Consider the following 21,905-nt stretch of genomic DNA (forward strand, 5'->3'; position numbering starts at 1 on the left):
ACCCGAACACCCCCCCGTTCCGCCCCTCCCCACCCCCGGTGGGCACCGGTGCGAGCCCCGTCAGGGGGCACCGAACCAAGAACCGGCGCCCGCGACGGATCACCCGCTCCCCAAACGGGTAGGTCCTGGTTCCGGCCTGCCCGGACGGGCAACGCACACACCACAGGCACCGCCGAAGGCCACAGGCACCGCCGAAGGCTCTCGCCTTCCCCGCTCGTCCGCAGGAGACTCGACCAGAAGAGCCGTTGTCGGCAAAGGGGGACGCGAAATGCGGGACAGCCACCGGGCGGAGGCCGAACGGCTGTTGGTCCGGGCCGTGGAGGAGGAGGTCCGGCGTTCGGGCGGCCGCGTCGACGGGAGCGTACTGCTGTCGCGGGCGCGGGCCGCGCTGGACACCATGGCGCAGACGGCCGCCGAGGAGTACGAGGCGTACACGAAGGCGGTGGACGAGGCCGAGGCGGGTCGGCTGACCTTCGGGCAGCGCTACGCGCGCGAGGGCGCCGGAACCCCCCTGCTCGTCGCGGCCGTCGCCGCGCTCACGGCCGTGGTGGCCGACCTGGCGCTCGGCACCGGAGCGGGCGCGGCGGTGGGCGCCGGCGCGGTCGTCGGCGTCGTCGGCGCCGCCACGACGGTCGCGAAGGTGACGGCCTCCCATCTGCCGGCCGCGAGCCGCCACGCGGGCGCCCTCGGCCAGCCCGGCGGCCCGGAGCAGCTGCGACTGGCCTGGCTGACCGCCCTGGAGGTCCGCGGGATCCGGCCGTTCTTCGACCAGCAGCGCGTGTTCAACGCCGCCACCGGGGCGAAGAAGGGCGCGCCCCAGCTGCGCCGTACCGACAAGAGCGCGGCGGCCCGCCGGCGGAACGTCCTGGAGCAGTCCTTCGGTCAGCTTCCCGAACCGGTCGGCCCGTTCGCCGGCCGCCGGCCGGAACTGCAGCGGATCGCGCAGTGGGTGCACGCGGCCCGCGCGAGCACGGAGACCCGGCCGACGGTGGTCGTCCTGCACGGCGCGCCGGGCTCCGGCCGCAGCACGCTCGCCGTCCGCGCCGCGCACGACCTGAAGGACCAGTTCCGCGGCGCCTGCGTGGTGGACCTGCGCGGCGACAGCGCGGAGGAGCCGCCGCTGACCACCCGCGACGCGCTCCTGCATCTGCTGAACCGGCTGGGCGCGCCCCGTGAGCAGCTCCTGTTCCGCGAGCGCTCCTCGCAGGACCAGCAGGTGCGGCGGCTCGCCGAGCTCTACCACCAGCATCTGACCGGCCTGCCCGTGACGATCGTGCTGGACGACGCCGCCGACGTGGAGCAGGTCCGCACGCTGGTGCCGGAGCGCTCCGACAGCCTCGTCGTCGTCACCGCCCGCAAACCCCTGGACCTCCCCGCCGACCTGCCCGCCTGGGTGCACCAGCTCGCGGTGGAACCCCTGTCCGCGCCGGGTGCCGAGGAACTCCTCAGGGCTTCGGCGCAGGACGACTCCGCCCCGTACGACGCCGAAGCCTCGGACGAGATCCGGGAGCTGTGCGGCGGGCTCCCGCTGGCGCTGCGGATCGCGGGTTCGTCCCTCGGGTCGCGCACGTCCCGCCGGCTCGCCACCGATCTGGCGGCGTACGGCCCGGTCGAAGCGGTCGAACGGGTCCTGTGGCTGCGCTACACGGACCAGTCGGACGCGGAGCGGCGCCTGCTCCGCCGCCTCGCCCTCGCGGGTCGCGCCTCGCTGGGCGCCGCGGCGGCGGCCGCCCTGCTCGCGACGGACGAGCCGGAGGCGACCCGCCGGCTGGAGGCCCTTTCCCGCGCGGGCCTGATCGACCACGTCCGCGGCAGCCGCTACCGCCTGCACGATCTCGTCCGCGCCTTCGCGCAGGCCCGGCTGCTCGACGAGGAGGAACCCGCCGAGCGCACGGCCGCACAGGAGCGGCTCATCGTCAACTACGGGGAGCTCGCCGACTCGGTGATCCGCCTGGTCGACGGCAAGACCTCCACGCGCGCGGACCAGTTCGGCCCGCACGGGTTCACCTCGCTGGAGGCGGCCCTGCGCTGGCTGGACGACGAGTCGAGCTTCATCACGGCCACCCTGCGGCACGCGGAGGGCGTGAACCAGGCGGCGGTGCTCAACCTCCTGGGCGCCCTGTGCGACTACTGCCTGCTGCGCGGCGATCTCTACCGCCTGGGCGAGATCAGCGAGCTGACGCAGGCCGTCGACCAGGGGCTCCTCGTGCGCTCGGTCCAGTGGCGCACGGGCATCGCGGCCCGTCAGCTCGGCGAACTCGACAAGGCGCGGACGACGCTCACCTCGGTGGTCGACCTCTACTTCGAGGCCCATCACGACGCGGGCGCGGCCCGGGCCCTGTGCTCGCTCGGGATCACCCTGCACCACCAGGGCAATCTGACCGAGGCGGCGGTGAAGCTCCAGGAGGCCCTGGACCTCCAGGCGTCCCCCGACCTCGCCGCGGACCGCGCCTGGACGATGCACGCGCTGGCCGCCGTCGAGCGGGACCGGGCGAGACTGCGCGAGGCCACGGACCTCCTCGCCCAGGCCCTCGTCCTGCACCGCGAGGGCGAGTCCGTGCACGGCGAGGCGTGGGCCCACTTCCAGCTCGGCCAGCTGGGGCTGCGCATGGGGGACGTGCCGCGCGCCGAGTCCGAGCTGCGCGCGGCCCTCGACCTGTACGGGCGCACCCGCGACGCACGCGGCGAGGCATGGGCGCTGACCCAGCTGGCCCGGGCCCGGATGGTCGACGGCGACCCGTCCGCCGCCGTGGACGGCCTGCGCCAGGCGGCCTCCCGCCACCGCGAGAACGAGGACGCGCGGGGTGAGGCGTGGACGGTGTACTACCTGGGCCAGGCGCTGGAGGAGACGGGCGACCTCGACCAGGCCGTCCGGGAGCTGGAGCGGTCCCGGACGATGCTCTCGCGGATCCGCGACGTCTACGGTCTGGCGTGCGCCCGCCACCACTCGGCGCGGGTGACCCGTGACCAGCGGGCCGCGCAGACCGGCTCGCTGCGCAACTCCGGCTTCGCCCGGCAGCTCCTGGTGGACGCGCGGGCCGACTTCCAGCGGATCGGCGTCGCCCACGGGGAAGCCTGGACCTGCCTGGAGCTGGCGGTGGTGGACGCCGGAAACGCCCGTACGCAGCCGGCCCTGACCCTGTGCGACGAGGCGACCTCGCTCTTCGCCTCCTACGGCGATCGCCGCGGTGAGGACTGGGCCCGCTTCCTGCGCTGCACGCTCCTGCCGTACGCCTCCCCCGGCGGCGTCGAGATCGGCACGGCCGTCGCCCAGGAGGAGCTGTCACAGCTGTCCCGCAGCGGCCACCCGGCCCGTGACGGGAAACTGGACGACTACATCGAGGCGTACCAGCTCCTCCTGGAACGGGGCGCGGACCTGGAGTCCGGCTGGCAGGCATGGCGCCTGGGAATGGTCCCGAACCGCCACGCGCGAGAGGTCATGGGGGTACCGGTGCCGGCGCGGCGGACGTGAGCGGGCCGGCCCGGGTCTCTGCGGGACCCGGGCCGGCGGCTCGTGCGGGGTCTCAGCCCTTCGCGGGCGAGGTCTTCCCACCGGGGCCGGAACCGGCCGACCCGGCAGGCCCGGCCGTCGCCCGGTCGGAGGCGGCGGCCTTCGGGTCGGCGTTCTCCGCGAAGTCGACCTTGCCCATGTGCCGGTTCATGCTCTTCATCAGCCCCCATACCGCCAGGGCCATCACCGCGAAGACGATGAAGCCGAGGACACCGGGGGTGACCTTGTTCTCGTCGACCTCCTTGGCGAGAGGGACGAGGTGCGTCAGTGCCAGGCTTGCGCTCATGTCAGGCATTGTCGCGGATGCCCGCGAAGAGGTCGTCCTCGGGGAGGGACGTATCGACGAGGGACTTCGCCAGTTCGTACTCCTCGGTGGGCCAGACCTCCCGCTGGAGCTCCAGCGGGACGCGGAACCAGCCGCCGTCGGGGTCGATCTGCGTGGCGTGCGCGATGAGGGCCTTGTCGCGGATCTCGTAGAAGTCCGCGCACGGGACGTGCGTCGTCAGCGTGCGCTCGGTGCGCTCGAACTCGTCCCACCGCTTGAGCCAGTCCCCGTACGGCGACTCCAGTCCCCGGTCCAGCAGGGCCTGGTGCAGCGCCTCGGTGCGGGGGCGGTTGAAGCCCTGGTTGTAGTAGAGCTTCTGCGGCGTGAAGGCCGGGCCGAACTCCGGCTCCGGGTACTTCTCGGTGTCGGCCGCGCCCTCGAAGGCCACCATGGAGATCTTGTGGGTCATGATGTGGTCGGGGTGCGGATAGCCGCCGTTCTCGTCGTAGGTGGTGATCACCTGCGGCCGGAAGGAACGGATCCTGCGGACCAGCTCGCCGGCGGCCTTGTCGACGTCCTCCAGGGCGAAACAGCCCTCGGGCAGCGGCGGCAGCGGGTCGCCCTCGGGCAGGCCCGAGTCCACGAAACCGAGCCACTCCTGCTTGACGCCGAGGATCTCGCGGGCCTCGTCCATCTCCTTCTTGCGTACCTCGTGGATGTGCTCCTCGACGTACTTGTCACCCTGCAGTTTCGGGTTGAGGATGGAGCCGCGCTCTCCGCCGGTGCAGGTCACTACCAGCACCTCCACCCCCTCGGACACGTACTTCGCCATGGTGGCCGCGCCCTTCGACGACTCGTCGTCGGGGTGGGCGTGCACGGCCATCAGTCGTAGCTGGTCAGTCAAGACTCAATCCTCAGTAAGTCGGCGCCCCGGTGTGAAACGGCGCAATCCATAGGGGTCGTCCCGCAGGGACGTCGGTGAGGGGCGGCGGTCGGGTGACGGGTGGGAGCTTCTATAGTGACCGAACAGGCGGGTCAAAAATTCCGCGGCCCCGGCCCCGTGATCCCGCCCCCGGAGAGGACGATCATGAGTGCGGTGCAGCTGCCCGAGGGCCGGTACGGCCGCTCCGCGGACGAGCGCGCCGACCGCAGGCTCAAAATCATCGGTTCCGTGCTCGGGGTGGCCCTGCTCGCTCTCGTCGGCTTCTTCGCCCTCCACTACGTGGGCGGCAACAAGATCAGCGCCGAGGTCATCAGTTTCGACGCCTCGGACTCCGCCGTGAAGGTGCACCTGGAGGTCCGCAAGGACTCGGGGGTCACGGGCTACTGCACGATCCGCTCCCAGGCCGAGGACGGCGCCGAGGTGGGCCGCGCGGACTTCCGCCTCGACCAGGACGCGAACCGCGTCGACAAGGTCTTCACGCTCCGCACGACGGCCCCCGGCACGACCGCCGAGCTGCTCGGCTGTCACGCGGACTGACCGCGGGGCGGACCCGCGCCGCGCCCTGTCCGACGCTGTCCCGGGCGTCCACGGCGGACCACGCCCGACATTGACGGACGCCGTTGACGGCTGCCACCCCCGGCACCTGGCCGCTGACCTGCGTCTGTGTAAGTCTGATGGCTTATGTCCTCCCCCTTCGGCCCGTGAATTGTTAGGCTCGTGGTTTCGCCCACCGGAGAAGGAACATTCTTCTGAGTAGGGCGATGCTTTGTATTCCCAGTACCTACGAGGAGCACCTGTGACCCAGACCAGCGAGAACGTCACCTGGCTGACCCAGGAGGCGTACAACCAGCTCAAGGCCGAGCTGGAGCACCTGTCTGGTCCTGCGCGCACGGAGATCGCCGCCAAGATCGCGGCCGCGCGCGAGGAGGGCGACCTGCGCGAGAACGGCGGGTACCACGCGGCCAAGGAGGAGCAGGGCAAGCAGGAGCTCCGGGTGCGCCAGCTGACCCAGCTCCTGGAGAACGCCAAGGTGGGCGAGGCTCCGGCCGCCGACGGCGCGGTGGCGCCCGGCATGGTGGTGACCATCGCCTTCGACGGGGACGAGGACGACACGCTCACGTTCCTCCTCGCCTCGCGCGAATACGCGAGCTCCGACATCGAGACGTACTCGCCGCAGTCCCCGCTCGGCTCCGGAGTGAACGGCAAAAAAATCGGCGACGACGCCCAGTACGAGCTGCCGAACGGCAAGCTCGCCACGGTGAAGGTGCTCGAAGCCAAGCCGTACGCCGCCGCGTAACCCCTCCGCCGCGTCGCCCCGACGAGCCCCCGGTGCCTGCGGCTCCGGGGGCTTCGCCGTGCCCGGTCAGCCGTCCGCCTGGCGGTACTTGCGCACGGCCAGCGTCCGGAAGAGGACGATGATCAGCACGGACCAGATCACCGACGCCCAGACGGGGTGCTGCATGGGCCAGGCGTCGGACTGCACGACGCCCGGGTTCCCGAACAGCTCGCGGCACGCCTGCACCGTGGCGCTGAAGGGGTTCCACTCGGCGATGTGCCGCAGCCAGGGCGTCATCTGGCTGGAGTCCACGAAGGCGTTCGAGACGAACGTCACCGGGAACAGCCAGATGATCCCGCCCGAGGTCGCGGCCTCGGGGGTGCGCACGGACAGGCCGATGAGTGCCCCGATCCAGGTGAACGCGTACCCCAGGAGGAGCAGCAGGCCGAAGCCGGCCAGGATCTCCCCCGCGTTGGCCGGTTCCGCGGAGCCGGTGCGCCAGCCCACGAGCACCGCGACGACCGCGAGGACGAACAGCGTTATCGCCGTCTGTACGAGGTCGGCGACGGTGCGGCCGGTCAGCACCGCGCCGCGGGCCATCGGCAGGGAGCGGAAGCGGTCGACGAGTCCCTTCTGCATGTCGTCCGCGATGCCGGCGGCGGATCCCGCCGTGGCGAACGTGACGGTCTGCGCGAAGATGCCGGCCATCAGGAAGTCCTTGTAGACATCCGGATCGGTGCTGTTCCCGATCTGCATCGAGCCGCCGAAGACGTACGTGAACAGCACCACGAACATCACCGGCTGGATGATCCCGAACAGGATCATCTCGGGGATCCGGGTCATGCGGATCAGGTTCCGCTTGGCGACGACCAGGGAGTCCCGGACGGACTGGCCGAGTGAACCTCCCGGGACGACGGTCCGCGCGGCGTCGTTGACGGTGCTCACTTGCCGGCCTCCTTCTTGCGCTTGCGGCCCGGGGCGTCGGCGGCTGCGCCGTTGCCCTCGTCCTTCTGCTCGGCGAGGTGGCCCGTCAGGGACAGGAAGACGTCGTCGAGGGTGGGGCGGCGCAGGCCGATGTCGTCGATCTCGATGCCGCGGGCGTCCAGCTCGCGGATGACCTCCGCGAGGAGCTTCGCACCGCCGGTGACGGGCACGGTGAGCCTGCGCGTGTGGTCCTCGACGGTGGTCTCGCCCTTGCCGAAGCCGCGCAGGACCTCGGCGGCGGTCGTGATGTGCTCGCGGTCGTGGACCACGACCTCCACGCGCTCGCCGCCGGTCTGGGCCTTGAGCTGGTCGGAGGTGCCGCGCGCGATGACCTTGCCGTGGTCGACGACGCAGATGTCGTGCGCGAGGTGGTCGGCCTCTTCGAGGTACTGGGTGGTGAGCAGCAGCGTCGTACCGCCGGAGACCAGCTGTTTGATGACCTCCCACAGCTGCTGGCGGTTGCGCGGGTCGAGGCCGGTGGTCGGCTCGTCCATGAACATGACCGGCGGCGAGACGACGAGCGCGGCCGCGAGGTCGAGGCGGCGGCGCATGCCTCCGGAGTACGTCTTGGTCGTCCGGTCGGCGGCCTCGGTGAGGTTGAACTGCTCCAGCAGCTCGACCGCGCGGGCCTTGGCCTGCTTCGCCCGCATCTGGTAGAGCTGGCCGACCATGTGGAGGTTCTCGCGGCCGGTCAGATACTCGTCGACGGCGGCGAACTGACCTGACAGGCCGATCGAGCGCCGTACCTCGTTCGGGTGCTTCAGTACGTCGATGCCCGCGACGACCGCCTTGCCGCTGTCGGGGCGGAGCAGCGTGGTGAGGCAGCGGACCGCGGTGGTCTTGCCCGCGCCGTTCGGTCCGAGGAGGCCGAGGACCGTGCCCTCGGGGACATCCAGATCGACGCCGTCCAGAGCCCTTACGTCGCCGAAGGTCTTGACCAGACCTTCGGCGTAGATGGCGCCTGGCATGTGAGTCTCCCAAGTGGTTGGGGATCCGGTGGAAAGTCCGGTGAAAAGTTCGGTGGCAGTGATGGATGGACGAGGATGGGTGGGGCGCTGATTTTCACCTGTTGCCGCACCTGCCTGCGAGCGAATAAACGAGGCACTCGTCCGCTCAGCCTGTGAGCCAGGACACACCATAACGCGATGTATCGCGTTTCCTCAAGCGGTTTCGCACCCCTGCTTCTCCGCCCGGATCCGGCCGGTTCCGGCGGCCCCACGAGACCGCCCGTACGGCGCGACCTCAGTCGATGACCGTGTAGCCCGCCTGCCGCAGCGCCGAGTTCACGTCGGCGCAGTGCTCGGGACCCTTCGTCTCCAGGTGCAGCTCGACCTCCACCTCCGTGAGCCCGAGCCGTGGATCGGTCCGTACGTGACTCACATCGAGGACGTTAGCGTCCACCACTGACAACACCCCGAGAAGTGTGGCCAGAGCGCCGGGCCGGTCCGTCAGCCGCAGGGTGACCGCGAGGTAGCGGCCGTTCGCGGCCATGCCGTGCCGCAGGATGCGCTGCATCAGCAGCGGGTCCACGTTCCCGCCGGACAGCAGGGCGACGACCGGGCCCTCGAAGGCGCCGGGCTCACTCATGATCGCGGCGACCGGGCTCGCGCCGGCCGGCTCGACGACCAGTTTGGCCCGCTCCAGGCAGAGCAGCAGCGCGCTGGACAGCGCGTCCTCGGAGACCGTCCGGACCTCGTCCACCAGGTCGCCGATGATCCGGAACGGCACGTCCCCGGGCCGTCCCACCTTGATCCCGTCGGCCATCGTCGCCGGCTTGTCGACCGACACCGGACGCCCGGCCGCCAGCGAGGGCGGGTACGCGGCCGCGCCCGCCGCCTGCACCCCCACGATCCGCACGTCCGGCCGCAGCGCCTTCACCGCGACCGCGACGCCCGCGGCGAGACCGCCGCCGCCGATCCCCACGACGATCGTGCGCACCTCGGGGCACTGCTCCAGGATCTCCAGGCCGACCGTGCCCTGCCCGGCGATGATGTCCGGGTGGTCGAAGGGGTGGATGAAGACGGCACCCGTCTCGGCCGCGTACTCCTGCGCGGCGGCCAGCGTCTCGTCCACCACCGTGCCGTGCGAGCGCACCTCGGCCCCGTAGTGCCGGGTGGCCGCCACCTTCGGCAGCGGGGCGCCCGACGGCATGAACACAGTGGAGCGCACTCCGAGCAGCGAGGAGGCCAGGGCCACGCCCTGCGCGTGATTGCCTGCGCTGGCCGCGACGACCCCGGCGGCCCGTTCCTCCGGCAGCAGACCGGCGATCCGCACGTACGCGCCGCGCAGTTTGAACGAACCCGTGCGCTGGAGGTTCTCGCACTTGAGGTGGACCGGCGAGCCCACCAGCCGGGACAGATGCCTGCTGCCCTCCATGGCGGTCATCCGTGCCACGCCCGAGAGCATCTTCTGGGCGCCCCGCACATCGTCGAGGGTCACCGGCGGCAAGGAGTCAGCCGTGCGATAGCTCATGACCGTCAGTCTCGCAGTTCACACCGCGGCGCAGCGGCCGTGACCAACGTCCGAGACCGGTTTGCTCAGCGCCCGTACGGCCCGCCCCCCGTCCGCGTACTCTGTCCCCCAACCCAGCCCCACGCATGAATAGAGCCCCCGGCCATGCCCACAACACCTGAAATGTCGATGGACATGACGACCGTCGGTGACACCGGTCTTCTCGAGACACTGCAGCACGAGGTCGCGGTGTTCGCCCGCCGTGCCGAACAGACCCGGCTCGGCGGGGTCGGTCAGGTGCGCAACTCGATGGACCGCGCCGCGTACCTGCTGCTCAACCGCCTCGACAAGGAGGGGCCGATGGGCGTCAAGGCACTCGCCGCGAGCATGGGCATCGACTCGTCGACGGTCACCCGGCAGGTGGCACCGCTGGTCGACACCGGCCTCGTCAAGCGCACCTCCCACCCGGAGGACGGGCGGGCCGTGGTGCTCCAGCTGTCGCCGCGCGGACTCTCCCGGCTGGACGAAGTGCGGTCCTCCAGGCGGCAGTTGATGGCCGAACTGACCGAGGAGTGGTCGCCGGAGGAGCGCGAGGCGTTCTGTACGCTCCTCACCCGTTTCAACGTCGCGCTCTCCACCCGTATGGCCACGTCGCCGTCCGTGGACGCCCCCGCCTCCTCCTGACCGCCCTCCCCCTGCCCGCCCCGCCGCTCGTCCGGTCGTCAGGCCCTCCCGGACCGTCTCGTGCCGGCCTCTTGACCAGGGGGCCGCGCCTGGCCTCATATGAGATCGGGTCCTGACATACACGGCTGTCGTCGGCGTACGTCTCCCGGACCCGGTTCCCCACCGTCTGGAGGCGCGGTGCGAGAGCGGCAGGCGTTGCGGAACGCCCGCCGTGCCCGGGAGTTCGAGGCGTTCGTCGCGGGCGCGGGAGGGCGGTTGCTCCATGCCGCCACGCTGCTCACCGCGGAGCCCCCGGACGGCAACCCGCGCGCGCGGCGCCTGCTCACCGTGGCCCTGGCCCACACGTACGCCTCCTGGGACCGGCTGCACGGCGAGGACCCGTACGACCGCACCCGGCAGCACCTGGCCGTGCGCTTCGCACGCGGGGCCTGGCACCAGTACGGCGGCCTCGGCCGGGCGCACTCGCGCGGCCGCCCGCACCCCGGCGGCGTCCTGGGCCGCCTCACCCCGCAGGAACGGCTGATCCTCGTGCTGCGCATGTACGAGGGCGTCGCCGAGGAACAGGCCGCGGCGCTGCTGGGTCTGCCGGCCGAGCGCGTACGGGTGATCTGCGCCCGGGCCATGGCCACGCTGCTGCATCCGCCGCGGGAGACCGCCACGCCGGTGGCGAAGGTGGTGCCGTCATGAGCCCGGTGAGCCGCCGGGAGGCCGACGTCCGCCGCATCCTGGACGAGCCGCAGCCGTCCCTGCCGCCCGACCTGTGCGCGGAGGCGGTACGCAGAGGCGGGCGGATGCTGCGCCGCCGGACGGCCGCCCGGCGGCTGATGTGGCTGCTGCTGCTCGTGGCGGCCGTGGCCCTCGTGGTGTGGATGTCGGTCGCCCAGCCGTGGGTGGAGCCGCCGTCGGAGACGACTCCACCGCTGACGGGCTGGTGAGCGCACCGGACCGGGACCGGCTCGTGGGCACGCCGGCCGTCGGCGATCCCGCACGGCCCGCGGCCCGGCCGGTCACCCCAGGGCCTGCTTGAGGTCCTCGAGAAGGTCGTCGACGTTCTCGATGCCCACGGAGAGGCGTACGAGATCGGCGGGGACCTCCAGGAGGGACCCGGCCACGGACGCGTGCGTCATGCGCCCCGGGTGCTCGATCAGGGACTCGACACCGCCCAGGGACTCCCCCAGGGTGAACACCTTGGAACGGTTGCAGACCTCGACGGCCGCCTCCTCACCGCCCTCGACCTGGAAGGAGACCATGCCGCCGAACGCCCTCATCTGCTTGGCGGCCGTCTCGTGACCGGGGTGCTCCGGAAGCCCCGGGTACAGGACACGCGTCACGCGCGCGTGCCGGGAGAGCATCTCGGCGACCTTGGTGGCGTTCTCGCTGTGCCGGTCCATACGGACGGCCAGCGTCTTGATGCCGCGCAGCACCAGCCAGGAGTCCATGGGGCCGGCCACCGCGCCCATGGCGTTCTGGTGGTAGGCGAGTTCCTCGCCGAGTTCCTGGTCGGCGACCACGAGCGCACCGCCGACGACGTCGGAGTGGCCGCCCATGTACTTGGTCAGCGAGTGCACGACGACGTCCGCGCCGAGCGCGAGCGGCTGCTGGAGGTAGGGGCTGGCGAAGGTGTTGTCGACGACCAGCTTCGCGCCGGCCTCGCGCGCGACGTGCGACAGCGCGGCGATGTCGGTGATGCCCAGGAGCGGGTTGGAGGGGGTCTCCACCCAGACGGCCTTGGTCTTCGGGGTGATGGCGGCCCGTACGGCCGAGGGGTCGCTGGTGTCGGCGACCGACCACTCCACCCCCCACCGCGAGACGACCTTCGCGAAGAGGCGGAACGTGCCGCCGTACGCGTCATTGGGGATCACCACGTGGTCACCGGGGCTGAGCAGCGTACGCAGCAGGCAGTCCTCGGCCGCCAGTCCGGACGCGAACGCGAGCCCGCGGCGGCCGCCTTCCAGGGCCGCGAGGTTCTCCTCGAGGGCGGTCCTGGTCGGGTTGGCGCTGCGGCTGTACTCGTAGCCGCCGCGCAGCCCGCCGACGCCGTCCTGCTTGTAGGTCGAGACCTGGTAGATCGGCGGGACGACCGCGCCGGTGAGGGGATCGGCGGTGTTGCCCGCGTGGATCGCCACGGTTTCGAAATGCTGGCTGATGTGCCTGTCACTCATGGGCACCGAGGGTAGTGCGCCCGCGGGCGTGGTGACGGCGTACGCCCCCTGCGGGCGGTCGTCCCGCGAGGTTTTCCACAGGAGTCACGGACCTGGTTGGCCAATTGCCGGACCCGTCTGGTTCGCTTGTGGCATGGAGATTCTCTGGGTCCTGATGGCACTGCTCATGATCGGGTTCGCCCTGGGGCCGATCATGATGCGCAGGCGTGCCGGCATCCAGCAGGTCGCCCCCGGCGACCCGGACGCCGCCGACCCGGCGAACTACGGCTTCCTGCGTCAGGAGGAGCTGGACATCCGCATGCCCGGCCCCGACCAGGACCTGCTGGAGGTCCTCGACCTGGTGCAGCGCACCCAGGACTACCGCGCGGCGTCGCAGCTCCTCGCCGGTACGGAGGCGGAGGGCGAGCTTCGCTGGCAGCGCGTCCAGGCGTTCGCGGGCGCCGCGTCGCTCGAACTGCAGCGGCGGCCCGGCGGGGTGAGCGACAGCCCCGGCGGGCAGTGGCTGCGGGTGTGGCGCACCGAGCAGGCCAAGGACGCGGGCGGCGCCGCCGTGCACGCGGAGTTCCTGGTGCAGCAGGCGTGGCGTACGTCGGCACCGGGGACGGACGAGTTCCGGATCATCATGGAGGAGGCGCGGGCGGCCTGCGGTGACGCGGCGCTGCTGGCTCCGGGCGACCCGATCCCGTACATCATCGAGCTCTCGGTGGCCCGGGGGCTGGCGTACTCGCAGCCGGAGTTCGAGAAGCTCTGGCTGAAGATCCTGGACCGGGCACCCGCGCACATGGGGGCGCACCTGGCGGCTCTGCACTACTGGTGCGAGAAGTGGCACGGCTCGCGGGAGACGGCGTACGCGTTCGCGGAGGCGGCCGCGGCGCGCGCCCCGCAGGGTTCCCTCCTCGCGGCCATGCCGCTGTTCGCGGTCTTCGAGCACCTGCCCGAGGTGAATCTCGTCAGCGGCTTCTACCAGAGCGAGGTCGTGACCAGGGCGGTCCACGGCGCGCTCTTCGCGGTCCACTCGGCCCGCTCCGACGACCCGATGCTCGCGCACGTCCGCCACCTGCTGGTGTTCTTCCTGGTCCGCGGCGAGCGCTGGGCGGAGGCGATGAGCCAGCTGGTGCACGTCGACGGCCACGTGGGCGCCCTGCCCTGGACACTGACCGCCGACCCGGCGGCGGACTACGCGGTGTACCGGGCGCTGGCGGTGGCGGGGTACGAGGCGAACGGGGGGAACCCGGCGACGCTCCCGCACTGAGCGGCCACGGTGCCCCGGTCACCAGGACCGGGGCACCGCCGCCGCATGGTCAGCCCTCCGTGCGGGCGGGCAGCCGCCATCCCGGGCGGGGGAAGTGGCAGGTGTAGCCGTCCGGGTACCGCTGCAGGTAGTCCTGGTGCTCGGGCTCGGCCTCCCAGAAGGGGCCGACCGGCTCGACCTCCGTGACGACCCTGCCCGGCCACAGCCCGGAAGCGTCCACGTCCGCGATCGTCTCCTCGGCGATCCGCTTCTGCTCGTCGTCCACGTAGTAGATGGCGGAGCGGTAGCTGAGGCCGATGTCGTTGCCCTGGCGGTTCCTGGTGCTCGGGTCGTGGATCTGGAAGAAGAACTCCAGGATCGAGCGGTAGTCGGTGCCCGCGGGGTCGAAGAGGATCTCGATGGCCTCCGCGTGCGTGCCGTGGTTCCGGTACGTCGCGTTCGGCACGTCCCCGCCGGTGTATCCGACCCGGGTCGCCGTCACGCCCGGGAGCCGGCGGATCAGCTCCTCCATCCCCCAGAAGCACCCGCCCGCCAGCACGGCCCTCTGCGTCTGCGCAGCCATTGCGACCCTCCATGTCTCTCAGTCGGTCCACTCGGGCCACACGGCACACACACCACCGGCTCCTGCCCACCCCCTCAACACGCGAGGGGGCCGGGCGATTCCGTCCGCCTGTCGTCTACCGCGTCACTTGGCCGGCTTGTAGAAGGTGTAGGTCGCGGAGTACGGGACGCTGGCCCGCTGGCCGGTCGTGCAGGCGGTGGTGGGGGCGACGCCGCCCGTGGTGTCCAGGCGCTGGACGTAGGAGACGCCGGCGAAGACACCGGTGCCGCTGGTGGCGGTCGCCTTCAGCAGGAGTTCCGGGATGGCTCCGTTCTTGGGCGAGCTGGCGACGGCACTGGCGCTCACGGAACTGCCGTCCGCCGTGGACACCCAGATGGGACCGCGGAGGTGGATGGCGACGGGGATGCGGGAGGGGTCGTTCTTCGCCCAGAGGGTGGCGGCGGGCTCCAGGAACGTCCAGGCGCCGTCGGTGCAGGTGTAGATCTGGGCGCCCACGGCGGAGAGGGTGGCGGTGAGCCGGTTGCCGTCGGGGACGGTCAGCGCCGGGGGAACCGCGGCGGCCGCGCGGGCGGGCTGCGCGGCCGGGGCCTGGGCGACCGCCACGCCGGAGAGGGTGCCGACGGCCGCGGTGGCGAGAGCCGTCGTGGTGAGGGCAAGACGTGTGGCGAGTTTCATCGGGTGTGTCTCCAGATTGTTTTCTGGCCCGGTGCCGAAGTGCCTCAGTGCCCTGGCGACCCGGTTCGCACTCCACAGTTCAGGGGTCGCGGGTACGGACTCTGATGCCCTCCGTCGTGCCGGGACGTTGAACGAGACGACAGATCCGGCTGCCGAGCCGAGCTCCCGGCGCGGTGACGCCGAGGTACTGGATCGGCCGGCCGGGGTGCCCCGGTGCGGACCGGAACACCACGCCTCGGAATCGGGAGTATCACCGGTCCGGTTTCGGCTTGGCGAGGGACCGGAGGGCACGGAAGCGGTCACTCCGCCGCGGACTCGGGGGCGCCCGGCATGCCCCCGGCGCGCCCCGCGCTCAGCAACGGCCAAGAGCGGTCGCAAGCCGCTGGAAACAGTCGCAACCGGCTGGAACGGAAGCAGCCGGCAACCACCACCGCCACCGCCTCAAGCGACCTGTGGAATGGCGGAGTTGGGGTCGAAGCCCGCGAACGCCATGCCTATGACGAAGCCCGCCACCTCCTCCAGCTGGCGGACGCGGTCCAGGCCCCCCCAGGACCGCGGGTGCCCCGCCGACGCCCCCCCACCCGGCGGCGGCGCCACCCCGCGGAGCTAGATCGTCGCCGCGTCGATCACGAACCGGTACCGCACGTCGCTCGCCAGCACCCGCTCGTACGCCTCGTTGATCTCGGACGCGCTGATCAGCTCGATCTCGGCGCCGAAGCCGTGCTCGGCGCAGAAGTCCAGCATCTCCTGGGTCTCCCGGATGCCGCCGATCGAGGAGCCGGCCAGGGTCTTGCGGCCGCCGATGACCGAGAACAGGTTCAGGGAGACCGGCTCCTCGGGCGCGCCCACGTTCACGAAGGCGCCGTCCGACGTGAGCAGGGCCAGGAACGCGTCCAGGTCCAGCGGTGCGGACACCGTGGAGAGGATCAGGTCGAACGTGCCGCGCAGTTCCTCGAAGGTCTTCGGGTCGCTGGTCGCGTAGTAGTGGTCGGCGCCCAGCTTGAGGCCGTCGTCCTTCTTGCGCAGCGACTGGGACAGCACGGTGACCTCGGCGCCGAGGGCGTGCGCGATCTTGACGCCCAGGTGGCCGAGGCCGCCCATGCCGAGGATCGCCACCTTCTTGCCGGGGCCGGCGTTCCAGTGCCGCAGCGGGGAGTACGTGGTGATGCCGGCGCACAGCAGCGGCGCGGCCTCGTCGAGGGCCAGGCCCTCGGGGATACGGACGGTGTACGCCTCGTCGACCACGATGTGGGTCGAGTAGCCGCCGTAGGTGGGCTCACCGTTCCTGCCGACGGCGTTGTACGTGCCGGTCATGCCCTCGGCGCAGTACTGCTCCAGGCCCGCCCTGCAGTTCTCGCACTCGCGGCAGGAGTCGACCATGCAGCCGACGCCCACCCGGTCGCCGACGGCGAACCTGGTGACGCCGGAGCCCACCTCGGTGACGACGCCGGCGATCTCGTGGCCGGGGACCATCGGGAAGATGGCCTCGCCCCAGCCCTCACGGGCCTGGTGGATGTCGGAGTGGCAGATGCCGGCGAACTTGATCTCGATGAGGACGTCGTTCTCGCCGACCGGGCGACGCTCGATGGTCGTGCGCTCCAGGGGAGCCTTGGCGGCGGGAGCGGCGTATGCGGCGACAGTGGTCATGCGGGGAGTCTCCTAGGGAGTGGTCCTGCGCCCCGGCCTGCCTTCCGGCCGGGTACGCGGTCCAGCGTGCCCCGCGTCCCGGCCGTCACCCAGACCACGCTTCTTCGTACGTCCAGCGGTCCTACCACTGACGGGGGCAGGTTCGTACGCGTACGACCGTGAATACTGGACGTATGGACGAACAGCCCTCTCAGGGATCGACCGGTCCGGCCGGCCAGGAGCCGGGGCGGCCGCTGGACCGGCGCGCCGAGCTCAGCGAGTTCCTGCGCACCCGCCGGGCGCGGCTGAAGCCGGAGGACGTGGGGCTGCCGGACTTCGGGCGGCACCGCAGGGTGCCGGGGCTGCGCCGTGAGGAGCTGGCGCAGCTGGCCGGGGTGTCCGTGGCGTACTACACCCGTCTCGAACAGGGCAACGGGCGGAACGTGTCGGCGGAGGTGCTCGACTCGATCGCGCGCGCTCTGCGGCTGAGCGGGGCCGAGCACGCGCATCTGACGCATCTCGCGAAGCCCAAGCAGCACAAGAAGAAGCTGTCGGCGCGGCCGCAGCAGGTGCGGGTGGGGTTGCGGCAGCTGATCGACACCTTCGACAGCGTGCCGGCGTACATCGTCGGGCGGCGCTCGGACATCCTCGTCTGGAACCGGATGGCCGCGGCGGTCTTCGGGGACTGGTCCCGGTTGCCGGCGGCCGAGCGGAACTGGGCGCGGATGGTGTTCCTGGAGCCCGAGTACCGCGAGCTGTTCGTGGAGTGGGAGCAGAAGGCGTCCGACATCGTGAGCTATCTGCGGATGGACGCGGGGTGCCATCCGGACGATCCGCGGCTGTCCGCCCTCGTCGGTGAGCTGTCGGTGAAGAGCGAGGAGTTCCGGCGGCTCTGGGCGACGCACGACGTGAAGGAGAAGGGCCACGGGGTGAAGCGGCTGCATCATCCGCTGGTCGGCGAGCTGGCGCTGTCCTTCGAGAACTTCCGGCTCGCCGACGACGAGGAAGTGTCGTTGGTGACGTATCACGCGGAGCCGGGGTCCGCCTCCGCGGAGGGGCTGCGGTTGCTCGCGAGCTGGGGCACGGACGCGACCCGCGCGGGATCGGCGACGACCCCTCAGGCGTAGACGCCGGAGAGGGCGGGAATCGGGGCGCAGCCCCGCCCGAGGGGCGCGGGGAACTGCGCGACCAGCCCCCACCGGCGCCGCAGCCGGCATGAGGTCATCCCTGGTACGGCGGAGCCGACCCCCACGTCCACCGGGGAACCGGCTGTTCGGCCGGGGGCGTCGCGGACGGGGCCGAGAAGTGGACGGCGAGCCGCGTCCCCCACTCCGCGTAGGCGACGAACGCCGAGCGGAACTCCGCGTCCGTCGGCAGATCCGCCTCGTCCGCCGCGTCCTGCAGCAGGTTGACCCAGCGGCGCCGCTGGGTCTCCGTGATGCCCTTGCCGAGGTGTCTGGCGACCATGTGACCGTGGCCGCCCTGGGTCTCGGAGTAGCTCGCCGGGCCGCCGAAGACCTCGGCGAACCAGGACGCGACCTGGGCGGCGTGCTCGGCGGAGAGCCCTTCGAAGACGGGCGCGAGGACCTCGTCCTTGACGACCTTGTCGTAGAACACCTCGGTGAGCCGGGTGAAGGCGTCCGCTCCCCCGGCCCAGGCGTACAGCGTGGGCACGGCCGCCCCGGTGCCCCGTACGGCCGTCGGCCTGTAGTGGCGCATCTCCTCGATGGACCCGGCGAAGGGGCCCACCTCGGCGATGAAGTCGGTGAACAGCTCGGACTCGCGGAAACCCTCGACGTGGGCCTCGGTGGACGTCCACGTGATCCGGAGCACGTAGTGCTCGAAGTCCTCCTCGGAACGGGCCAGCTCGTAGTCGACACACTGGGGGGCCGCCGCGAGGTGGGCGGCGGCCCGGTTGTAGGCGGCGAGGAACTGCGCCGACTGCTGCTCGGGGATGAGGTACCGGATGTACTCGACGGTGTGCGCGGTCATACCCCCACGCATACCCGAACGGTCCGCCGGCAGCTCTGCTTCCGGCGGACCGTTCGTGTTTGTCAGCGTTCAGCGAACCTTCCGGTCACTTCCCGTAGTACGCGTTGTAGATCGAGATCGTCGACTTGTTGCCCTTCTTGTCGGCGATCTTCGCGTGGAACGAGATCCCCTTGCCCTTGGCCGGGTTCGTCACGGCGATCCTGCCGTCCTTGACCGTGACCTTCTTCCAGGTCTGGCCGTAGTCGTACGACACGTACACCGCGAGCGACTTCAGGTTCTTGCCCGCGGCCGAGCCCTGGACGGTCACCGGGACGGAGACCTTCTTGCCCGCCGGCGCCCTGCTGTCCAGGCCGACGGCCGCGTCGAAGCGGATCGCGGACGCGGGCAGTTTCGCCAGGTCGGCCTTCTTGGAGCGGAAGGTCCAGCTGGCGTCGACGCGGGTGGAGGCCGCGGCGATCTTGACGCTGCGCTTGACCGAGGTCGTCAGCTTGTACGAGGCGTCGCCGGCCGGGACCTTGAAGACGCCGTCCCCGACCAGCGGGTCGCTGTTCGAGCCGACCTTGGTGCCGTTGCGGTAGAGGCTCGTGCTGACCGACGAGTAGAGCGAGGAGCCGGCGTGGGTCTTGCCGTCGGCGAACAGCGGCAGGTAGCCGTAGATGCCGTTGCCCTCGCGGTAGAGGCCGAAGTCGGACGCGATGCGCGGGCCGAAGACCGCCGTGTTGAAGGTCTTCTCGTAGCGCTTGCCGGCCCCGAGGGTCTGCGGGGTGCCGAGCGTGTAGAAGGCTTCGACGATCGGGAAGCCGTACTCGTCGACCCCGCCGTGCTGCTCGAAGTCGAGGTTCCACTTCACGCCGCTCCCCGTGGACAGGTGCACCGTCCGCGTCGCGGGCAGCGCCTGCTGGATGCCGATCGCGGAGGAGCCGGAGCTGCCGGGCAGGTTGCCCCAGGCGTTGAGCGCGCCCTTCTTGCCGCTCGCGGAGGCGCCGAGGCCGGTCTTCACCGTGGCCAGTTCACTCGCCTTGTAGTGCTTGGTGTAGCCGGTGGCGAGCTGCTTGACCTTGCCTCCCGCGGTGGTGTCGTACTCCTCGGCGGGCTTGGCCCAGTGGCCGTCCCACTGCTGGAACAGCGTGCCGTCGGTGATCTGCGGACCGGCGTGGGCGGCACGGAAGTTGGTGTACGAGTCCAGCCACCAGCCGAACGAGTAGCTGCCGCGGGCGGCCTGCACGGTGTAGTCCGCCGAGGCGAACTCCGACTTCGCCGCCGCGTCGGGCACGGTGATGTCGACCGGCCTGGCGGTCCGCGCGTCCACCGTGACCGTGGTGTCCTTGCCGATGGTCAGCTTCGGCTGTGCCACCCAGTCGGCACCCTTGGAGAGGTCCTCGGGGTCGACGAAGAACGCCGAGTCGAGGATGTATCCGCCCTTGGGGAGCCGGACCTTGACGGTGCCCGACTCGTCGTAGGGCGCGTACCACTTCTCCTGCGCGAGCCCCGAGACGCCGGCCAGGTTGGTGTTGTAGTCCTTCGCCGGTCTGCCGTCACGGTCGATGAACCTGAACGTGACGTCGTACGACTCGACCTCGCGCTGCACCGCCGCCGCCGTACGGACGCTCTGGCCGCCGCCCGTCGCGGTCACGTACGCCGAGTAGGCGCCGTCGAGCGTGCCGCCCAGCTTGGTGTTGACGGTCAGGTCGGCGGAGGCCGTGCCGCCCGCCGGGACGGTCAGCGTCTTGGCGCCGAGCGTGAAGAAGCCGGCCGGCGCGGCCTGCCCCTTCGGGTCGGTGGCCGTCACGGCGAGGTTCAGCGTGACGTCGGCCGTTCCGAGGTTCCGGTACGTGACCTTCTCGGTGGCCGGGGTGTCGTCGGTGTGCGGCCACTGCTGGACGCCGAAGCTCACCGAGGACGGGTCGGCGATCACGGTCTGCTTGATGGCCTTGTCGACCTGGATCCGGCCCGAGCCCTGCTGGAACGGTGTGTACTTGCCGCCCTTGGCGGAGCCGGTCAGCGCGCCCTTGAGGTCGGTGTACGTCCACTCGGGGTGCTGCTGCTTCAGGATGGCCGCGGCGCCCGCGACATGCGGGGTCGCCATCGACGTACCCGAGATGGAGACGTAGCCGGCCGGCTTCTCGCCGACCTCGTCGGCTATGACGCTGCCGGCGGCCGAGGCGGCCGTGATGTCCACGCCGGGCGCGGTCACGTCGGGCTTGATCTGCCCGTCGAGGCCGGGGCCCGTGCTGGAGAACGGGGCCAGCGTGTCCTTGTCGTCGACGGCGCCCACGGTGAGCGCGGCCTCCGCGGTGCCCGGGGAGCCGATCGTCTGCTCGCCGAACTCGCCGGAGTTGCCCGCGGCGATCGCGAAGAGGATGCCCTTCTCCTTGGACAGCTTGTTGACCTGGGCCTCAAGGGGGTCGATGTCGGGGGTGTCCCCGCCGCCGAGGCTGAGGTTCACGACGTCGGCGCCCTGTTCGGCCGCCCAGTCCATGCCGGCGAGGATGCCGGAGTCGTCCCCGAAGCCGCTGTCGTCGAGCACCTTGCCGTTGAGCAGCTTGGCGCCGGGCGCGACGCCCTTGTACTTCCCCGCTGCCTTGGCGCCCGTACCGGCGGCGATGGACGCGACGTGCGTGCCGTGGCCGTACTTGTCGGTCGCGTCGGCCGCGGTGGAGAAGTTCTTCTCCGCGACGACCTGGCCCTTGAGGTCGGCGTGGGTCGCGTCGACACCGGTGTCGAGGACGGCGATCTTGATGCCCTTGCCGTCGTACCCGGCGGCCCACGCCTTGTCGGCGCCGATCTGCGGGACGGACTTGTCGAGGCTGGCCTTGCGGACGCCGTCGAGCCACACGTGGGCGATGCCGGAGGCGGTCCGCGCGCCGCCGGACCGGGTGTCGGTGACCGCGGCCCACAGGTCGGGCGCGTCGCCCTTGGGCGTCAGCACCGCGTCCGCGTTCAGCGACCTGAGGGTCCTGCGGACCTTGGTGGCGCCGGCGTCGCGGACGTCCGCCTTCGCGGCCGCGGCCGTGCCGCTGTAGCCGACGATCAGCTTGAGGCCGTGTCTCTGTGCCTTGCGGTTGGTCGACTTGTTGAGCTCGGTGACGTCGAAGAGCCGCTGGTCGAGCTTGCCGGTGGCGATGAGCCGCGCGGCGTCGGCCGGCACGACGAGGGTGTGTCCGTCGGCCTTGCGGATCTGGACGGGTATCCCCTCACGGCCCTTGGCCCGCTCCAGGGCGATGACGCGGCCCTTGGCGTCGACGACCACGCGGTCGCCGGTGATCAGGGTGATGCGGTGCTTGGGCGCGGTCTGTACGGCCTGGTCACCGGCCGTACGCTCGGTCTCCGCCGACGCCGGGCTGGTCATGCCCGCCGCCAGGGCCACGGCTGCCGCCGTGGCGATCGTGGCCGCGCACGCTCTGTTCACTTGTCTGCGCAAGTCTCCCCCTGGAGAGCAGGTCCGGAATGAATCCCCGTTCATCCGGCCGGGGGACATCCCGCACGCATGCTCGCGCGCACCCCCCGGAATACTCAGTATGC

Annotated in this window: 19 protein-coding genes; 8 read left to right on the forward strand and 11 right to left on the reverse strand. The window is 71.4% G+C overall.

What is annotated here, in order from left to right; all coding sequences use genetic code 11:
• The first annotated feature begins 268 nt into the window (after positions 1 to 268).
• Positions 269 to 3,472, forward strand: a complete 3,204-nt coding sequence (locus ACFYXC_RS10335) for an AAA family ATPase (protein ID WP_389549189.1) — start codon at positions 269 to 271, stop codon at positions 3,470 to 3,472.
• Between the two features lie 52 nt (positions 3,473 to 3,524).
• Here ACFYXC_RS10335 and ACFYXC_RS10340 read toward each other — a convergent pair whose 3' ends face one another.
• Together ACFYXC_RS10340 and mca are read right to left on the reverse strand one after the other, a co-directional pair.
• Positions 3,525 to 3,797, reverse strand: a complete 273-nt coding sequence (locus ACFYXC_RS10340; RefSeq protein ID WP_389549191.1) for a hypothetical protein — start codon at positions 3,795 to 3,797, stop codon at positions 3,525 to 3,527.
• Position 3,798: 1 nt separating this feature from the next.
• Positions 3,799 to 4,659 carry a mycothiol conjugate amidase Mca gene (gene mca, locus ACFYXC_RS10345; RefSeq protein ID WP_388914915.1) on the reverse strand — a complete coding sequence of 287 codons (861 nt, stop codon included), beginning with the start codon at positions 4,657 to 4,659 and terminating at the stop codon, positions 3,799 to 3,801.
• A 204-nt stretch (positions 4,660 to 4,863) separates the two neighbouring features.
• Between mca and ACFYXC_RS10350 the strand changes: the two genes are divergently transcribed.
• Together ACFYXC_RS10350 and greA are read left to right on the forward strand one after the other, a co-directional pair.
• Positions 4,864 to 5,256 (forward strand): DUF4307 domain-containing protein, encoded by a 393-nt coding sequence (locus ACFYXC_RS10350; RefSeq protein ID WP_388914691.1) that lies wholly within the window; start codon positions 4,864 to 4,866, stop codon positions 5,254 to 5,256.
• A gap of 259 nt (positions 5,257 to 5,515) precedes the next feature.
• Positions 5,516 to 6,016, forward strand: coding sequence for a transcription elongation factor GreA (gene greA / locus ACFYXC_RS10355; RefSeq protein WP_388914688.1), 501 nt, complete (start codon positions 5,516 to 5,518; stop codon positions 6,014 to 6,016).
• 66 nt (positions 6,017 to 6,082) lie between these two features.
• Here the strand turns inward: greA and ACFYXC_RS10360 are convergent, their stop codons facing one another.
• From ACFYXC_RS10360 to ilvA, 3 genes are all read right to left on the reverse strand, one after another.
• Positions 6,083 to 6,940, reverse strand: coding sequence for an ABC transporter permease (locus tag ACFYXC_RS10360; protein ID WP_388914685.1), 858 nt, complete (start codon positions 6,938 to 6,940; stop codon positions 6,083 to 6,085).
• The gene (locus ACFYXC_RS10365) at positions 6,937 to 7,947 is read right to left on the reverse strand and encodes an ATP-binding cassette domain-containing protein (RefSeq protein ID WP_389549195.1); all 1,011 of its coding nucleotides are present in this window, start codon (positions 7,945 to 7,947) and stop codon (positions 6,937 to 6,939) included. Before ACFYXC_RS10365 ends, ACFYXC_RS10360 begins: the two co-directional genes overlap by 4 nt.
• A gap of 274 nt (positions 7,948 to 8,221) precedes the next feature.
• A complete protein-coding gene (gene ilvA / locus ACFYXC_RS10370) occupies positions 8,222 to 9,451 on the reverse strand; it encodes a threonine ammonia-lyase (RefSeq protein ID WP_389549198.1) in 1,230 nt (409 codons plus the stop codon).
• A 162-nt stretch (positions 9,452 to 9,613) separates the two neighbouring features.
• Between ilvA and ACFYXC_RS10375 the strand changes: the two genes are divergently transcribed.
• From ACFYXC_RS10375 to ACFYXC_RS10385, 3 genes are all read left to right on the forward strand, one after another.
• Positions 9,614 to 10,114 (forward strand): MarR family winged helix-turn-helix transcriptional regulator, encoded by a 501-nt coding sequence (locus ACFYXC_RS10375; protein WP_388914912.1) that lies wholly within the window; start codon positions 9,614 to 9,616, stop codon positions 10,112 to 10,114.
• 177 nt (positions 10,115 to 10,291) lie between these two features.
• A complete protein-coding gene (locus ACFYXC_RS10380) occupies positions 10,292 to 10,801 on the forward strand; it encodes a sigma factor-like helix-turn-helix DNA-binding protein (RefSeq protein WP_388914674.1) in 510 nt (169 codons plus the stop codon).
• Positions 10,798 to 11,049, forward strand: coding sequence for a hypothetical protein (locus tag ACFYXC_RS10385; protein WP_389549202.1), 252 nt, complete (start codon positions 10,798 to 10,800; stop codon positions 11,047 to 11,049). Before ACFYXC_RS10380 ends, ACFYXC_RS10385 begins: the two co-directional genes overlap by 4 nt.
• Positions 11,050 to 11,121: 72 nt before the next feature.
• On the opposite strand, the gene ACFYXC_RS10390 is transcribed toward ACFYXC_RS10385, so the two are convergent.
• Complete coding sequence (locus tag ACFYXC_RS10390) at positions 11,122 to 12,276, reverse strand: cystathionine gamma-synthase (protein WP_389549205.1); 1,155 nt, start codon at positions 12,274 to 12,276, stop codon at positions 11,122 to 11,124.
• Between the two features lie 133 nt (positions 12,277 to 12,409).
• Between ACFYXC_RS10390 and ACFYXC_RS10395 the strand changes: the two genes are divergently transcribed.
• Positions 12,410 to 13,528 carry a hypothetical protein gene (locus ACFYXC_RS10395; protein WP_389549208.1) on the forward strand — a complete coding sequence of 373 codons (1,119 nt, stop codon included), beginning with the start codon at positions 12,410 to 12,412 and terminating at the stop codon, positions 13,526 to 13,528.
• Between the two features lie 49 nt (positions 13,529 to 13,577).
• On the opposite strand, the gene msrA is transcribed toward ACFYXC_RS10395, so the two are convergent.
• The 3 genes from msrA to ACFYXC_RS10410 form a co-directional block, all read right to left on the reverse strand.
• On the reverse strand, positions 13,578 to 14,090 hold the full coding sequence (gene msrA / locus ACFYXC_RS10400; protein WP_389549211.1) for a peptide-methionine (S)-S-oxide reductase MsrA: 513 nt from the start codon (positions 14,088 to 14,090) through the stop codon (positions 13,578 to 13,580).
• Between the two features lie 123 nt (positions 14,091 to 14,213).
• Positions 14,214 to 14,765, reverse strand: coding sequence for a DUF3455 domain-containing protein (locus tag ACFYXC_RS10405; protein WP_388914656.1), 552 nt, complete (start codon positions 14,763 to 14,765; stop codon positions 14,214 to 14,216).
• 606 nt (positions 14,766 to 15,371) lie between these two features.
• Positions 15,372 to 16,412 carry an NAD(P)-dependent alcohol dehydrogenase gene (locus tag ACFYXC_RS10410; RefSeq protein WP_388914649.1) on the reverse strand — a complete coding sequence of 347 codons (1,041 nt, stop codon included), beginning with the start codon at positions 16,410 to 16,412 and terminating at the stop codon, positions 15,372 to 15,374.
• Between the two features lie 173 nt (positions 16,413 to 16,585).
• On the opposite strand from ACFYXC_RS10410, the gene ACFYXC_RS10415 reads away from it, so the two are divergent.
• Positions 16,586 to 17,518 (forward strand): helix-turn-helix domain-containing protein, encoded by a 933-nt coding sequence (locus ACFYXC_RS10415; RefSeq protein ID WP_388914646.1) that lies wholly within the window; start codon positions 16,586 to 16,588, stop codon positions 17,516 to 17,518.
• Positions 17,519 to 17,612: 94 nt separating this feature from the next.
• Here ACFYXC_RS10415 and ACFYXC_RS10420 read toward each other — a convergent pair whose 3' ends face one another.
• Positions 17,613 to 18,383: a group II truncated hemoglobin gene (locus ACFYXC_RS10420; RefSeq protein ID WP_388914642.1), complete on the reverse strand. Its 771-nt coding sequence runs from the start codon at positions 18,381 to 18,383 to the stop codon at positions 17,613 to 17,615.
• 85 nt (positions 18,384 to 18,468) lie between these two features.
• Entirely contained in the window at positions 18,469 to 21,792 is a 3,324-nt protein-coding gene (locus ACFYXC_RS10425; protein WP_389549217.1) for a S8 family serine peptidase, read from the reverse strand.
• Positions 21,793 to 21,905: the final 113 nt, after the last annotated feature.

The organism is Streptomyces sp. NPDC002701 (assembly GCF_042889045.1).
GTDB lineage: Bacteria > Actinomycetota > Actinomycetes > Streptomycetales > Streptomycetaceae > Streptomyces.

Excerpts from the sequence above, each read along its gene's own strand:
- ACFYXC_RS10335 (WP_389549189.1), top strand. The coding sequence starts at position 269 with ATGCGGGACAGCCACCGGGCGGAGGCCGAACGGCTGTTGGTCCGGGCC.
- ACFYXC_RS10340 (WP_389549191.1), bottom strand. The coding sequence starts at position 3,797 with ATGAGCGCAAGCCTGGCACTGACGCACCTCGTCCCTCTCGCCAAGGAG.
- mca (WP_388914915.1), bottom strand. The coding sequence starts at position 4,659 with ATGGCCGTGCACGCCCACCCCGACGACGAGTCGTCGAAGGGCGCGGCC.
- ACFYXC_RS10350 (WP_388914691.1), top strand. The coding sequence starts at position 4,864 with ATGAGTGCGGTGCAGCTGCCCGAGGGCCGGTACGGCCGCTCCGCGGAC.
- ACFYXC_RS10365 (WP_389549195.1), bottom strand. The coding sequence starts at position 7,947 with ATGCCAGGCGCCATCTACGCCGAAGGTCTGGTCAAGACCTTCGGCGAC.
- ilvA (WP_389549198.1), bottom strand. The coding sequence starts at position 9,451 with ATGAGCTATCGCACGGCTGACTCCTTGCCGCCGGTGACCCTCGACGAT.
- ACFYXC_RS10375 (WP_388914912.1), top strand. The coding sequence starts at position 9,614 with ATGTCGATGGACATGACGACCGTCGGTGACACCGGTCTTCTCGAGACA.
- ACFYXC_RS10385 (WP_389549202.1), top strand. The coding sequence starts at position 10,798 with ATGAGCCCGGTGAGCCGCCGGGAGGCCGACGTCCGCCGCATCCTGGAC.
- ACFYXC_RS10390 (WP_389549205.1), bottom strand. The coding sequence starts at position 12,276 with ATGAGTGACAGGCACATCAGCCAGCATTTCGAAACCGTGGCGATCCAC.
- ACFYXC_RS10395 (WP_389549208.1), top strand. The coding sequence starts at position 12,410 with ATGGAGATTCTCTGGGTCCTGATGGCACTGCTCATGATCGGGTTCGCC.
- msrA (WP_389549211.1), bottom strand. The coding sequence starts at position 14,090 with ATGGCTGCGCAGACGCAGAGGGCCGTGCTGGCGGGCGGGTGCTTCTGG.
- ACFYXC_RS10405 (WP_388914656.1), bottom strand. The coding sequence starts at position 14,765 with ATGAAACTCGCCACACGTCTTGCCCTCACCACGACGGCTCTCGCCACC.
- ACFYXC_RS10410 (WP_388914649.1), bottom strand. The coding sequence starts at position 16,412 with ATGACCACTGTCGCCGCATACGCCGCTCCCGCCGCCAAGGCTCCCCTG.
- ACFYXC_RS10415 (WP_388914646.1), top strand. The coding sequence starts at position 16,586 with ATGGACGAACAGCCCTCTCAGGGATCGACCGGTCCGGCCGGCCAGGAG.
- ACFYXC_RS10420 (WP_388914642.1), bottom strand. The coding sequence starts at position 18,383 with ATGACCGCGCACACCGTCGAGTACATCCGGTACCTCATCCCCGAGCAG.